This window comes from Streptomyces sp. PR69, assembly GCF_026420845.1.
Classification (GTDB): Bacteria; Actinomycetota; Actinomycetes; order Streptomycetales; family Streptomycetaceae; genus Streptomyces.
In genome coordinates this window covers 25,211-38,831 of record NZ_JAOWCB010000026.1, presented here as the reverse complement: position 1 = coordinate 38,831, position 13,621 = coordinate 25,211, and the positions used below count along the sequence as shown (strand labels likewise).

12 protein-coding genes are annotated in these 13,621 nt (G+C 72.7%); 5 read left to right on the top strand and 7 right to left on the bottom strand.

Going from position 1 to position 13,621, the window contains the following annotated elements; genetic code table 11:
• Positions 1-294: 294 nt before the first annotated feature.
• Positions 295-1,794 (bottom strand): PLP-dependent aminotransferase family protein, encoded by a 1,500-nt coding sequence (locus OF819_RS22115; protein ID WP_267245359.1) that lies wholly within the window; start codon positions 1,792-1,794, stop codon positions 295-297.
• Between the two features lie 48 nt (positions 1,795-1,842).
• On the opposite strand from OF819_RS22115, the gene OF819_RS22110 reads away from it, so the two are divergent.
• From OF819_RS22110 to OF819_RS22095, 4 genes are all read left to right on the top strand, one after another.
• Positions 1,843-2,544, top strand: a complete 702-nt coding sequence (locus OF819_RS22110; RefSeq protein WP_267245386.1) for a YczE/YyaS/YitT family protein — start codon at positions 1,843-1,845, stop codon at positions 2,542-2,544.
• Entirely contained in the window at positions 2,541-3,305 is a 765-nt protein-coding gene (locus OF819_RS22105) for a glycerophosphodiester phosphodiesterase family protein (protein ID WP_267245358.1), read from the top strand. The genes OF819_RS22110 and OF819_RS22105 overlap by 4 nt, the downstream gene beginning before the upstream one ends.
• A gap of 58 nt (positions 3,306-3,363) precedes the next feature.
• Positions 3,364-4,728 (top strand): MFS transporter, encoded by a 1,365-nt coding sequence (locus OF819_RS22100; protein WP_416370593.1) that lies wholly within the window; start codon positions 3,364-3,366, stop codon positions 4,726-4,728.
• A gap of 267 nt (positions 4,729-4,995) precedes the next feature.
• On the top strand, positions 4,996-5,370 hold the full coding sequence (locus OF819_RS22095) for an RNA polymerase-binding protein RbpA (protein WP_003959706.1): 375 nt from the start codon (positions 4,996-4,998) through the stop codon (positions 5,368-5,370).
• 542 nt (positions 5,371-5,912) lie between these two features.
• Here the strand turns inward: OF819_RS22095 and fxsA are convergent.
• The 4 genes from fxsA to OF819_RS22075 form a co-directional block, all read right to left on the bottom strand.
• Positions 5,913-6,470 carry an FxsA family membrane protein gene (fxsA, locus tag OF819_RS22090; protein ID WP_267245357.1) on the bottom strand — a complete coding sequence of 186 codons (558 nt, stop codon included), beginning with the start codon at positions 6,468-6,470 and terminating at the stop codon, positions 5,913-5,915.
• Between the two features lie 36 nt (positions 6,471-6,506).
• The gene (locus OF819_RS22085; protein WP_267245356.1) at positions 6,507-7,298 is read right to left on the bottom strand and encodes a polyprenol monophosphomannose synthase; all 792 of its coding nucleotides are present in this window, start codon (positions 7,296-7,298) and stop codon (positions 6,507-6,509) included.
• Between the two features lie 461 nt (positions 7,299-7,759).
• Positions 7,760-9,418 (bottom strand): amidohydrolase, encoded by a 1,659-nt coding sequence (locus OF819_RS22080; protein WP_267245355.1) that lies wholly within the window; start codon positions 9,416-9,418, stop codon positions 7,760-7,762.
• A 474-nt stretch (positions 9,419-9,892) separates the two neighbouring features.
• Positions 9,893-10,333 (bottom strand): Lrp/AsnC family transcriptional regulator, encoded by a 441-nt coding sequence (locus tag OF819_RS22075; RefSeq protein WP_267245354.1) that lies wholly within the window; start codon positions 10,331-10,333, stop codon positions 9,893-9,895.
• A gap of 257 nt (positions 10,334-10,590) precedes the next feature.
• Here OF819_RS22075 and OF819_RS22070 point away from each other — a divergent pair, with 257 nt between their 5' ends.
• Positions 10,591-11,037, top strand: coding sequence for a hypothetical protein (locus OF819_RS22070; RefSeq protein WP_267245353.1), 447 nt, complete (start codon positions 10,591-10,593; stop codon positions 11,035-11,037).
• A 21-nt stretch (positions 11,038-11,058) separates the two neighbouring features.
• Here OF819_RS22070 and OF819_RS22065 read toward each other — a convergent pair whose 3' ends face one another.
• A complete protein-coding gene (locus OF819_RS22065) occupies positions 11,059-12,138 on the bottom strand; it encodes a phosphotransferase family protein (RefSeq protein ID WP_267245352.1) in 1,080 nt (359 codons plus the stop codon).
• A gap of 40 nt (positions 12,139-12,178) precedes the next feature.
• The gene (locus OF819_RS22060; protein WP_267245351.1) at positions 12,179-13,312 is read right to left on the bottom strand and encodes a hypothetical protein; all 1,134 of its coding nucleotides are present in this window, start codon (positions 13,310-13,312) and stop codon (positions 12,179-12,181) included.
• Positions 13,313-13,621 lie beyond the last annotated feature (309 nt).

Sequence of the window (13,621 nt, the reverse complement as noted above, 5' to 3'; positions counted from 1 at the left end):
GGACCGCAAGGCAGAGGATGGGCGCACCCCCGGCCGAAGGCTGGGGGAGGGTCCATGCGGAGCATCGGCGACCGACGGCAACGCAGCGCAGGGCGCCTCCCGGGCCCGCAGGGCCCAGGGAGAGCGCCTGCCAGGCATCGCCCGGCAGGCGGGACTTCGGCGACACGCCCCAGCCCGCCGCCGCACGGCCAACACCAGCAGACGCACCCGGCATCTCACGCGCACACGCCACGAACACCAAGCCACGCCCAGCCCGCCGCCGCACGGCCAACACCGGGAGACGCGCACGGGGTCTCAGGCCACGAAGGTGCGCGGGGACTCCGCACCCGTCGTCGCGCCCGTTTCGACCAGGCGGGCCGCGGCGGCGAGGCGGGTCGCCGCCTCGTCGGCGACGGGGCCGCCGACGGTGAAGGGGAGGCGGACGTACCCCTCGAACGCGCCGTCGACTCCGAAGCGCGGACCCGAGGGGACGCGCACTCCGACGCGTTCGCCGGCCTCGGCGAGGCGGGAGCCGGAGAGGCCGCCAGTGCGGACCCAGAGGGTGAGCCCGCCGTGGGGCACCCGGAACTCCCAGCCGGGCAGCTCCCGGCGCACCGCGGCGACCAGCGCGTCCCGGTTCTCCCGGGCCTGGGTCCTGCGCACGGCGACCGCCTGCTCCCAGCCGCCGGTCCGCATCAGCCAGTTGACGCCGAGCTGCTCCAGCACGGGCGTGCCGAGATCCGCGTACGCACGGGCCGCGACCAGGGAGCGGATCACATCGGGCGCGGCCCGCACCCAGCCGATCCGCATGCCCGCCCAGAACGCCTTGCTGGCCGATCCCACCGTCAGGACCGTGCTGCCCGCCGGGTCGAACGCGCAGACCGGCCGGGGCATGTCGATGCCGTCGTCGAGATGCAGCTCCGACATGGTCTCGTCGACGACGAGCACCGTGCCGGCCGAACGCGCCGCGTCCACCATCGCCCGCCGCTGGTCCTCGTCTGCCAGCGCGCCCGTGGGGTTGTGGAAGTCGGCGACCACATAGGCCAGCCGGGGCGCCGCCTCCCGCAGCACCTGCCGCCAGCGCGGCAGATCCCAGCCCGCCAGCCCCTCCGCCATGGCGACGGGCACCAGCCTGGCCCCGGCCTCGCGCATCAGCTGGAGGATATTGGCGTAGCTGGGCGATTCGACGGCGATGCGCTCGCCGCGCCCGGCGAACAGATGGCAGATGGCGTCGATCGCCCCCATGGCGCCCGTGGTGACCATGATCTGCTCGGGCATGGTCGGAATGCCCCGCTCGGTGTAGCGGTCCGCGAGCATCCGCCGCAGCGCGGGCAGCCCGGCCGGATAGTCGCCGTGGGTGTGCGCATACGGAGGCAGTTCCTCCAGCGCCCCCTGGATGGCACGGGTCAGCCATGGCTCGGGCGCGGGCAGCGCGGCGCAGCCCAGGTCGATCATCGAGCCGAGGGACTCCGGGGGCAGCGGTTCCAGGCCGCGGGCGGGCAGCGGATTGCCCGCGGGGACGGCCGTCCAGCTGCCCGCGCCCCTGCGGGACTCAAGGAAGCCCTCGCCGCGCAGCGCCTCGTACGCGGCGGCGACCGTCGTACGGCTCACGGAGAGGGCGAGCGCCAGCTCCCGCTCGGCGGGCAGCTTGGCGGCGACGGGCACCCTGCCTTCGAGGACGAGCAGTCTGATCCCGTCGGCCAGCGAGCGGTACGCGGGGAGCTTGCGCGCCCCCGGTCCGCCAGGCCGCGGCTGCTGGGCGCCGAGCTGTCGGGCGAGCTGCGCCGCCCCCACCGCCGAGGTCCACTGCGTCATGGAATTCAGTCCACCTTCCGGAAATTGGCCATGGCTGGCATTCATTCCATGGCCACAGGGTGTCATGCATCAGTCCACGACGACACCCTGGGGGGTTGCTCTGTGTCCAGGCATCTGTCCCGCCGACTGCTCCAGCTGTACGCCGGTCTGGCGCTGTACGGGGCGAGTTCGGCGCTGCTGGTGCGTGCGGGGCTCGGGCTTGAGCCCTGGAACGTGCTGCATCAGGGGCTTGCGGAGCTGACCGGCCTGACCATCGGCGTGGTGTCGATCATTGTGGGCGCCGCGGTGCTGCTGCTCTGGATTCCGCTGCGGCAGCGCCCGGGCCTCGGCACGGTCTCGAACGTCTTCGTCGTCGGTCTCGCCATGGACGCGACGCTGGCCGTCGTGCCGGACGCCCGCACACTCCCCGTACAGATCCCCGTGATGATCACGGGGATCGTGCTGAACGGCGCGGCGACCGGCCTCTACATCGCCGCCCGCTTCGGGCCGGGGCCGCGCGACGGCCTGATGACCGGACTGCACCGGCTCACCGGCCGGTCGATCCGGCTGATGCGCACCCTGGTCGAGGTGACGGTGGTGGCCACGGGTTTCCTGCTCGGGGGGACGCTGGGTGCGGGCACGGTGGCGTACGCACTGGCGATCGGCCCGCTCGCCCAGCTCTTCCTGCGCGTCTTCGCCATCTCCGGACCGGACGGAGGCAGCATGGTGGTCGCCGGCCGGACACCGGGGCGGGTGATACTGCGAAGGTGACACGCGTACGCCATCCCTATCTGGACCATCCGGCCACGCTCGCCTTCGCGCACCGCGGCGGGGCGGCCGACGGGCTTGAGAACACCGCCGCCGCCTTCCGCCGCGCCGCCGCGGCCGGGTACCGCTACTTCGAGACGGATGTGCACACCACCGCCGACGGCAGGCTCGTCGCGTTCCACGACCCGACCCTGGACCGGGTGACGGACGCCCGCGGCCGGATCGCGGACCTCCCCTGGAGCGAGGTGCGCCGTGCGCGAGTGGCGGGCCGGGAGCCGCTGCCGCTCTTCGAGGAGCTGCTGGAGGAGTTCCCCGAGGCACGCTGGAACGTCGACCTCAAGGCGGAGTCGGCGCTGACGCCGCTCGTCGATCTGATCCGCAGGACCGGCGTCTGGGACCGCGTCTGCGTGGGCTCCTTCTCCGAGGGGAGGGTGGCCAGGGCCGCCCGGCTCGCCGGGCCGCGGCTGGCGACGTCGTACGGGGTCCGCGGGGTGCTGGGGCTGCGGCTGCGTTCGCTGGGCATCCCGGCGGCGGTGCGCCTGGGCGCGGTCTGCGCGCAGGTGCCGCAGTCGCAGAACGGCATTCCGGTGGTCGACCGCCGCTTCGTCCGCGAGGCGCACGCCCGTGGGCTGCAGGTCCACGTCTGGACGGTGAACGACGCGGATCGGATGGCGGCGCTGCTTGATCTCGGCGTGGATGGCATCATGACCGATCATCTGGAGACGCTGCGCACGGTGCTGACCGACCGGGGAGTCTGGGTCTGAGCCCGCACGGTCCGAGCCGGCTCGCACGTCTGACGACGGACGAGCGAGAGGGCGCGGCGTGACTGCGGACACCGCGGACCGGGCGGCCGGCCCGGACGGGCCAGGCCATCCGGCAGACCGGATACGCGAGCAGCGGGGCTGGTACTTCTACGACTTCGCCTGCTCCGTCTACTCGACGAGCGTGCTCACCGTCTTCCTCGGGCCGTATCTGACGTCGGTGGCCAAGGCCGCGGCCGACGCCGAGGGGTTTGTCCATCCGCTGGGCATCCCGGTGCGCGCCGGGGCGGTGTTCCCGTACGCGGTGTCGGTGTCGGTGGTGCTGGCGGTGCTGCTGATGCCGCTGGCGGGTGCGGCGGCCGACCGTTCGGGCCGTAAGAAGCCGCTGCTGGCGGCGGCCGCGTACCTGGGGGCGGCGGCAACCGCGGGCATGTTCTTCCTGGACGGCGACCGCTATCTGCTGGGCGCGCTGCTGCTGATCGTCGCCAATGCCTCGCTCGCGGTGTCGATGGTCCTCTACAACGCCTATCTGCCGCAGATCGCGGAGCCCGACGAGCGGGACGCGGTCTCGTCGCGGGGCTGGGCCTTCGGCTATACGTCGGGTGCGCTGGTCCTGGTGCTCAATCTCGCCCTCTACACCGGGCATGAATCCTTCGGCCTGTCGGAGGCCGAGGCGGTGCGGATCTGTCTGGCGTCGGCCGGTGTGTGGTGGGGGGCGTTCACTCTGGTGCCGCTGCGCCGGCTGCGCGACCGGCGGGCCGCGCCGAACGGCGAGGGCGCGGTGGGCTCCGGCTGGCGGCAGCTGCTGGCGACGCTGCGGGACATGCGGCGCCATCCGCTCACCCTCTCCTTCCTGCTGGCGTACCTCGTCTACAACGACGGGGTCCAGACGGTGATCTCGCAGGCGTCCATCTACGGCTCCGAGGAGCTGGGGCTCGACCAGACCACGCTGATCACGGCGGTGCTGCTGGTGCAGGTGCTGGCGGTGGCGGGCGCGCTCGCGATGGGGCGGCTGGCCCGGAGCTACGGGGCGAAGCGCACGATCCTGGGGTCGCTGGCGGTGTGGACGCTGATCCTCGCCGCCGGCTACTTTCTGCCCGCCGGACGGCCGATGTGGTTCTTCGTGCTCGCCGGAGCGATCGGGCTCGTCCTCGGCGGCAGCCAGGCGCTGTCGCGGTCGCTCTTCTCACATCTGGTGCCGCGCGGCAAGGAGGCGGAGTACTTCTCCGCGTACGAGATGAGCGACCGCGGACTGAGCTGGCTGGGGCCGCTGGTCTTCGGGCTCGCGTATCAGCTGACCGGCAGCTACCGGGACGCGATCATCTCCCTGGTGGTGTTCTTCGCCCTCGGCTTCCTGCTGCTGGCGCGGGTGCCGGTGCGGGAGGCGGCCGCCGCCGCGGGGAATCCGGTGCCCGACCGGATTTAGACGTTGAAGTGAAAGGGCGGTAGTGTACGCCTTTGGCCTGCCAGGCGGACCGTTACTGCGCGCGGAAGAAGTGAAATCACGGGGTGACACTTTCTGTCAGATGTGACAAACCGGGCACTGGTGGGTACCCCCATACATTGGGAAAGCAGCGGCACGACGGGCGACGCATGACCCGGAACGGGAATCTTTACCGCCGACCGGACGTTGACCGGATGACGACGACAGCGACACCTGTCCTGTGGGCGACAAGCCCGGGAGGCACGATTCATGAGTGAGCGAGCTCTCCGCGGCACGCGGCTCGTGGTTACCAGCTACGAGACCGACCGCGGCATCGATCTGGCCCCGCGCCAGGCCGTGGAGTACGCATGCCAGAACGGACATCGTTTCGAGATGCCGTTCTCGGTTGAGGCGGAGATTCCGCCGGAGTGGGAGTGCAAGGCGTGCGGCGCGCAGGCACTCCTGGTGGACGGGGACGGCCCCGAGGAGAAGAAGGGCAAGCCGGCGCGGACGCACTGGGACATGCTCATGGAGCGGCGCACCCGCGAGGAGCTGGAGGAGGTGCTGGCCGAGAGGCTGGCGGTCCTGCGGTCGGGCGCGATGAATATTGCGGTGCATCCGCGGGACAGCCGGAAGTCCGCGTGATCGCGTGATCGCGTAGCTCCAGGGCACCGCGAGCCGCGGGGGCGGACCACATCAGGTGTGGTCCGCCCCCGCGGCTTTGGCATGTCCGGGGGATCCGGCCTCCGGCCCCCGCCGGCGGCCGGGCCAACGCCGCGTCGGGCGCAGAACGCCGACGCGCCCCAGAGGGACCCGGGAGCAAGCCCTGCGCAGCAAGCCCCGCCTCCCCGATCAGAGCCAAGGGCACGCGCCCAGCGCGAGCAGTCCGCCCCGGCCACAAGGTCCCGCCAGGAGCCGGACAGGCGCGCGAAGCGACCCCACCACCCCCGACGAGCGACCCAAACCCCAGACACAACACGGAACGCCGAGCCACGCAGCCCCCACCGAGGCGCGGGACCAGCCCGCGCGGAGCACACAACCGCCCCAAACGCACGCCCCAGCCACGCAGCCCCCGCCGCGGTGCGGAACCGGCCCGCGCGGAGCGCCGGGCCGGTGGCGGGGGTGGGGCCACAGCCCCGTGTTCATAGGGCGGGTGGGTGGGAAAGGCCCGTGCCCGGGGCGGGGCGTTACTGCGTCAGGGGCGGGCGGGGAGTGTCCTCGCCCCCGTCCGGCGGCGGGGTGTCACGGATGACCTCGCCCGGGACGACCTTGCCGTCCGGCCGGTGGATGCGGGCCTGCTGGTACGCGTCACCGAACGCCCCCGGCACCGCCGCCCGCCGCACACGCCGGCTCAGCCCCTTCCGCAGCGGCGGGATCAGCAGCAGCAGCCCCGCCGCGTCGGAGATCAGCCCCGGCAGCATCAGCAGCAGCCCCGCGAGCATCAGGAAGCCATTGCCCGGGCTGCCGCCGGCCTGCGGAGCTGCTGCCGGAGCCTGAGACGGAGAATGCGACTGCAGCGCCTCCGTCAGCGCTGTGAACGCCCTGCGGCCCGCCCGCTTCATGACCGCCGCGCCCAGCACCGCCCCGCCGACCAGCAGCAGGAGCACCGTGAGCCCGCCGGCCGCCCGGCCGACGATCATCAGCAGCCAGATCTCCAGCACCAGCCAGGCGGCGATGGCGAGGGGGAGCAGGGAGCGGGGGCGGGAACGTCGGTGGGCCGTCGGTGTCGGTGCGCCGGTCGTCATGCTCCCAGTGTGCCTGGGAGGGGGCCGAACCGGCGATCAGCCCTTGCCACGGCCGAGGAGACGATTCGCCCGCCCCGTCACACCCCACGCGGTGACCCGCCACAGCGCCTCGACGACGATGTCCCGGCTCATCTTGGAGTCGCCCAGCTCGCGCTCGACAAAGGTGATCGGGACCTCCACGACGTGGAATCCCGCCGCCACGGCCCGCCGGGCCAGATCGACCTGGAAGCAGTAGCCCTGGGAGGCCACGTCGCCGAGGCCGAGGCCCTTCAGGGTGTCGGCGCGGAAGGCCCTGAATCCGCCCGTGACGTCCCGGATCGGCACTCCGAGGACCAGCCGCGAGTAGGTGCTGCCGCCGCGGGAGAGGAACTCCCGGTACTTGGGCCAGTTGACGACCCGTCCGCCCGGCACCCAGCGCGACCCGAGGACCAGGTCCGCCCCCTTGAGGGCGGTGAGCAGCCGGGGCAGTTCCTCGGGCTGGTGGGACCCGTCCGCGTCCATCTCGATCAGCACGTCATAGCCGTGCTCGATGCCCCACTCGAACCCGGCGAGGTAGGCCGCGCCGAGCCCCTCCTTGCCCTTGCGGTGCAGCACATGCACCTGCTCGTCATCGGCGGAGAGCTCGTCGGCGAACTTGCCGGTGCCGTCGGGGCTGTTGTCGTCGGCGACGAGGACGTCCGCGTCGGGCACGGCGGCGCGCACCCGGGCGACGATCGGCCTGATGTTCTCCGCCTCGTTGTAGGTCGGGATGATCACCAGGGCCTTGCCGAGCGGCGTGTACCGCCTCTCCTGGGCTTCTCCCCCGGGAACCCCACCACCGTTTGTCACTGCTGCCCCTTTGTTTCGTACGCAGAGACCAACCATAGCGAGCACCTGTGCCCGGGCTGCGGACCAGGACCCGGCGTCCTTCGGGCCGACCTGGTACCCGCTGGCTGCGGATCGACCGAGAGCCGTTGTCTACTGAACGCCGGGCCCCACCCGAGTCACACCTGCCGGCCGGCTGAAACCTTCCCTCGCCCCCGAGGCGCGGGCGCTGAACCTGGCTCCCAGTGGCAGTGCCCGGTGCGGTGCGCTGCCCCATGGCCCAGCGGCGTTCGACGACTGCGTGGGGGTCTGCCGGCCGGACGTCCCGTGGTGGACTCGGCCGAACCTACCCGCCGGTGGGCGCTGGCTGTCAACACTCCCCCGACCTGCGGTGTTGCGCCGTGCCACCAGGTCAGCGACGAAGATCCGCAGGTCGCGGGGCGAGCGCGGGCCCGCAGTCGGCGACTGTGCGAAATGCCCGCACGTCACTCATTCAGCCGGTCGAAGACCATTTGTCCGAAGACAACGGTACGCAGACAGACGGGCAGGTCGGCGCCGGGGCTGAGATCGGGCAGCCCCGGGGTGCCCGAACGGGGGTCGGTCGACCAGCGGGCCACACGGTCGTCGGGGGCCTGCACCACGAGCTCCCCGGTGTGCCAGACGGCGTAGTCGGCGGGGGCTCCGGGGACCAGGACGCCCGCGTCGTCCCGGCCGACGGCCCGCCAGCCGCCGCGCGTATGGGCGGTGAACGCGGCACGCACGGAGATCCGGTGCTCCGGGGTGTGGTGGAAGGCGGCGGCGCGGACCGTTCCCCAGGGGTCCAGGGGGGTGACCGGGCTGTCGGAGCCGAAGGCGAGCGGAACTCCGGCGCGCAGCAGCGCCGCGTACGGGTTGAGGGTGCGGGCCCGCTCCACCCCCAGGCGCTGGGCATACATGCCGCAGTCGCCGCCCCAGGCCGCGTCGAAGGCGGGCTGGACGGAGGCGGTGAGGCCGAGCTCCGCGAAGGCGGCGACGGTCTCGGGGGTGAGCATCTCCGCGTGTTCGACGCGGTGCCGCGCGGCGCGGACGCGGGCGAGGCCCAGCCGCTGGGACGCGGCCCGCACCCCCTCGACGACGGCGCTCAGCGCGGCGTCGCCGATGGCGTGGAAGCCTGCCTGCAGCCCGGCCTCGGTGCAGGCCGTCACATGCGCGGCCACGGCCGCCGCGTCGAGGTACGCGGCGCCGGTGTGCGGGGCGTCGGCGTACGGCTCGTGCAGACAGGCCGTGTGCGAGCCGAGGGCGCCGTCGACGAAGAGGTCTCCGGCCGCGCCGATCGCGCCCAGCTCGCGAATGCGCTGGGCGTCCTTCGCGGATGCGACCTCCTCGGCCCAGTAGCCGAGGACGCGCGGGCCGGGCTCCGCCGCCGCGAGAGCCAGCAGCGCGGTGAAGTCGCCCTCGTCGCTGATGTCCGGGCCCGCGCACTCATGGACGGTGCCGATGCCGAGGGAGGCCGCGCGGGCGAGTGCCGCACGCTGGGCGGCGGCGCGCTGCGCCGGGGTGACCGCGCCGTGGGCGGCGGCCCGCACGGCGTGGTGGGCGGCGCGGGTGAGCGGGCCGTCGGGGTGGTATCCGTCGAGGCCGGCGACGCCGGGAACGAGGTCGAGCAGCGCGCTCGTGACGACCGCCGAGTGGACGTCCACGCGGGGCAGATACGCCGGCCGTCCGCCGGCGGCCTGGTCGAGTTCCAGGCGGGAAGGCGGCCGCTGCTCGGGCCAGCGCGACGCGTCCCAGCCGTGTCCGAGGAGAACCCGGTGCTCGGGGTGGGCGGCGCTGTGGGCCCGCAGCAGCGCCAGCGCCTCGCTCAGACTGCGGGCGGCCGACAGATCGAGCCCGGTCAGCGCAAGACCGGTGCTCGTGGTGTGCACATGTGCGTCGGTGAACGCCGGAGTGACCAGGGCCCCTTCGAGGTCGACCACCTCGTCGGCTCCGGAGGCGAAGGCGTCGGCGGCGCCTTCGGAGCCCACCCAGGCGATATGCCCCTTCTCCACGACCATCGCGGTGGCGAAGGGGTCGGCGGGGCTGTGGACTTCTCCGCGGCGCAGCAGCACGGTGCGGTGTGCGTGCGGGTCGCCCTCGGGGGCGGGGGCGGGACGTTCGGCAGTCATGGAGCCAGCCTAGAGATCGGGCGGGCCACCGCCTGCGGCGGGCCGTTTCCCGGGGGCTCCGCCCCCGGACCCCGCGCCTCAAACGCCGGCGGGGCTGGATTCTGGCCCTCGCCCCTCGGATCGCCGGCGAGGCTGAATGTGCGCGTCCGATGCTGGCGAGGCTGGGTTTCTGACTCTCGCCCCCAAGCACCGGTGGGGCTGAATGCGCGCGTCCAACGCTGGCGGGGCTGGAGCCAAATCAAGCCTGTTGGGTGCACCTCCGTGGGGGTACTCCCGGACGGAGGTGGGGGAGGTAGCTGGGGAGTTGGAGGACACGGCCTTCAGGCCGTGCCGGGGGCGGCGGCGCGAAGCTGCCGCCCGCCAGGGGGCGCGGGGCGCGCCAGCCCCGCAGCCCCTCCCCCCGGAGGGGGGTCTGGGGGCTTAAGCCCCCAGTTACGGGAACCCCGACACCGCGGCCCCGCCCGGCCGGCCGCGCTAAATCCGGGGCGGTCGCGCCTCATACGGCGTGGACAGCACGACCGTGGTGCGCGTGGAGACGCCGGAGAGCGAGCGGATGCGGGTGAGGAGGTTCTCCAGCTCGTGCGGGGTCGACACCCTCACCTTGAGGATGTAGTTCTCGTCCCCGGCCACGCTGTGGCAGGCCTCGATCTCGGGGACGCCGGCCAGCCGGTCCGCGATGTCGTCGGGGGCGCTGGGGTCGAAGGGTTTGACCGAGATGAACGCGGTCAGCGGCAGCCCCACGGCCTCGGGGTCGACGACGGCGGCATAGCCGCGGATGACTCCGCGCTGCTCCAGGCGGCGTACGCGCTGGTGCACGGCCGAGGTGGACAGGCCGGTGGCCTTGCCCAGGTCCGTGTAGCTCATACGCCCGTCCTTGACGAGCAATTCAACGATCTGGCGATCCAGCTCCTCCATGCGGATCAACCTATTGCCCCGGACGCGTTCCGGCACAGTCGGAACGCGTCGGCGGTCGCCCGCGGAGCACTCCGGGGGCCGCCGTCCGGCCCGGACGCGCCCGCGCGGCGGCATCTGCGCCAGGCATGTGACGAATGCCACAGCTCGCCCGTCGAGTGGATCGTGACCCGACGGTTACCTGCCTGGCGCGAGGGGAATTGCTTGCTGTGGCCGAGGCCGCATGTGCCCGATCGGCCCACGTGAGGGGGAGATTCTCCATGCAGAGCACCGAGAACACCGGACGCACCGAACCGGAGCCTGTTGATCCGGGCGGTCCTCTCGATCGCATCGATCCGCATGAGCAGCTGGACCAGGGCGAGCCGGACGCCGACGCCTACGACACCTACGAGATGTACCGGGTGATCTGCCCGGACTGCGCCCAGCCGATCGCGCTGCTGGCGGACGAGGACGCCCTTCCGGAGCATGCGCTGTGCCCCACTCCGTGGAACCCGTTCGGGTTGACGGTGTGCGCGGGCACCGGGCGCGCGGCGTCCGAGGCCCATCCCGCGGACGACACGCGCGGGGCCCAGGAGCAGGACACGGCCCTGCTGCTGACGCTTCCTCAGGGCCTCGACTGGCGGACACAGCCCTTCTCCCATGTGGGCGGGCCCGGTTCGCGCCCGCTGAAGGCCCCGGTGACGCCGCGGCAGCGCCGCGCGGCCTGACCGCGCTCCCCGCTCAGCCGGTCACCAGTAGGCTCCCTGCACCATCGCGGCGAGAGCCGCATGGTGCAGGATCAGGCTGTCCGGGTTCGCGGGGGGCTCGATCTCACCGAAATGGATCTGCCGGTAGGCCACCCTGAGCATGACGATCGCATGGCGCAGCGCCGCGTAGAGGGTGTAGAAGTCCATATCGCGCGGGGTGTGACCGGTCAGCTCCGCGTATCTGCGCTCGACCCTGTCGCGGCGGAGCAGTTCGGGCAGCCCCCGCTGGCCGAAGGCGACCGTCAGGTCCTGGAAGAAGCGGTGCAGATAGACGGTCCAGCCGAGGTCGACCTCGCGCGGGGCGTATGCCGCCATCTCCCAGTCCAGCACGGCCGCCGGTGCAAAGCCGTCGTAGATCACATTGCCGATGCGGGCGTCGCCCCAGTTCAGCACGGACGGGCCGGGGTCCGCCGGCCAGTGGTCCGCCAGCCACTCGAAGGCCGACTCGATCAGCGGCGAGGGCGGCAGACCGTCCACGACCCAGGCGTAGTAGGCGCGTTGGCCCTCGACATGGCGGTGCAGCGCGCTGTCCGCTCCGGGTGCCGCGTGCTCCACGGGGAACTGGTCGTGCAGCCGGGCGAGGAGGCTGAGCGTCCCTTCTTCGAGCCTCGCCCGCTCGGCGTCCGACGCGGCGTGCAGCCAACTGCCCTCGTAGGTGTACGGCATGACGTCCGGCGGGACACGCCCGGCGACGCGTTCCATCACAAAGAAGGGCGCACCGAGCGGTCCCGGGTCCTCTTCCAGCCACAGCACGCGCGGCACAGGCACATCGGTGTGGCGGGCGACGTCCCGCATGGTCTCGTACTGCCGCCGCATGTCGTACACGGGGAAGACCGTGTACGCGTCCGGGTCGGCGGCCAGGCGCAGCGCGCAGGACCGCAGGGGCGGCCGGGGGTGCTCGATGTCGAAGAGCAGGGTCTCGCTGGACATGCCGTTGGCCTCGGGGGCGGACAGTCCGGTGACCCGGGCGCCGGGCAGCCGGGCGGAGAGCCACCGGGTGAGCCTCTGGCCCAGCTCTTCCGGGTCGCGGGTGGTGGTGCGGGGACGTGGCGCCGTGGCCATGGCGTGCTCCTCGCGGGGGGAGGTCGTGGGGACGGGGGTGTCAGGGCGCGACGGAGTCATAGCCGGTGAAGCCGCTCGGGTCATGGCGGCCGAACGAGCCGTGTTCGAAGATGCCGTAGCCGGTCCGGCCGTCGAAGACGACCCGGGCGGAGTGGTCGGTGACGCCGTAGGCGGCCATCGGATGCACGGAGGGGTCGAAGGGGTCGGAGACGTCGTAGCTGCGGCGGTCGGTCCAGTCCCGCCCCTGCCAGGTGCCGTGCTGCCAGTCGGCGGCGGGCGGATACCCGGCCCCCACGGCGAGGGGCGAGGAGGCGAGGATCTCGACGCGGGCGTCGAGGGGATCGCCCGCCGGGCCGTCCAGCCGGATCACGGCATGGTCGGGGCTGCGGGTGCCCGGGCGGTAGGAGATGCCCGCGCGCGGCCAGCCGAGCTGTACATCGCGGACCCCGCCGTCCCGCACGAGCACGGCGTCGTTGAGTGTGCGGTATCCGTCGGCGTCCTCCTGAACGACGACCATCAGGAAGCGGTCGTCGAAGCGGACGGGCATCCAGATCCAGTGGAAGCCCTCGGGCGCCGACTCCGCGGCGCGTCCGGGCTCCTCTCCGGGGATCGGGCGCACGCCCCAGCTCCGGTCGCGGGTGCCGGTCCACCGGCCCTCGGAGACGGTCAGCTCCTCACCCGCGACCGAGATGACGCCCGCGCATCGGCCCGCCTGGACGAAGCGCCGGCCTTCGAGCGTCAGCCTGCCGTCCCGGCGCTGGATGTGGTGCGGTTCCCACAGCGCCGGGAAGTCCGCCGTCCAGACCAGGTCGTACGCGAGGCCCCGCGGGTCGTCCGGGTCCGGCTCGCAGGTCAGTCTCAGCCGGTGCAGCGGCTTGTCGACAGCAATGCGAAGAGGGCCGACGGCGAGGTTCATCCGGTCGTCGGCCAGCGCGTCGGAGGCCCGTACGCAGTGCAGCCGGTCGCCGAGGCGCAGTGTGGCGAAGGCGTCGATGACCCCGGTGTTGGGGTAGACCCCCAGGCCCGTGATGAGCAGTGCCCGGCCGTTGTGGTCGAAGATCTGGAAGATGCAGCGGTCGTATGCGTTGCGGTCGCCGGTGGCCACATGCTTCATGGACAGGGGCACCTGGTGGACCGGGTATTCGTCCAGGGGTACGGGGCGGTCGTCGGGCACGGGCGGCCTCCTGTGACCTTCCGGCGCGGCAGGGGCGTCTGACGGTAAGTCAGAAATCTTGAGGGCGCCAGAGGCCGGACGCCCCCCTGTGCACCACGGCGCGCGGCGACGTCGGCCGCCATGCCGGGTACAGTGCGAACTGGCACTCGGTTCGCACCTCCGGTAACCCGCCCCGGATGCCGGGCGTTGGCCCGATATGACCCTGCTGTACTCCGCGACCGGTCACACCAGAGCCACACCGATGAGCGCCGCGCCCGCCCCGGCCCCGGCGCACCGCGCAGCTGCCGAAGAATCGCTTCGTCACCCGGC

Excerpts from the sequence above, each read along its gene's own strand:
- OF819_RS22115 (WP_267245359.1), bottom strand. The coding sequence starts at position 1,794 with ATGACGCAGTGGACCTCGGCGGTGGGGGCGGCGCAGCTCGCCCGACAG.
- OF819_RS22110 (WP_267245386.1), top strand. The coding sequence starts at position 1,843 with ATGGCCACAGGGTGTCATGCATCAGTCCACGACGACACCCTGGGGGGT.
- OF819_RS22095 (WP_003959706.1), top strand. The coding sequence starts at position 4,996 with ATGAGTGAGCGAGCTCTCCGCGGCACGCGGCTCGTGGTTACCAGCTAC.
- fxsA (WP_267245357.1), bottom strand. The coding sequence starts at position 6,470 with ATGACGACCGGCGCACCGACACCGACGGCCCACCGACGTTCCCGCCCC.
- OF819_RS22080 (WP_267245355.1), bottom strand. The coding sequence starts at position 9,418 with ATGACTGCCGAACGTCCCGCCCCCGCCCCCGAGGGCGACCCGCACGCA.
- OF819_RS22075 (WP_267245354.1), bottom strand. The coding sequence starts at position 10,333 with ATGGAGGAGCTGGATCGCCAGATCGTTGAATTGCTCGTCAAGGACGGG.
- OF819_RS22070 (WP_267245353.1), top strand. The coding sequence starts at position 10,591 with ATGCAGAGCACCGAGAACACCGGACGCACCGAACCGGAGCCTGTTGAT.
- OF819_RS22065 (WP_267245352.1), bottom strand. The coding sequence starts at position 12,138 with ATGGCCACGGCGCCACGTCCCCGCACCACCACCCGCGACCCGGAAGAG.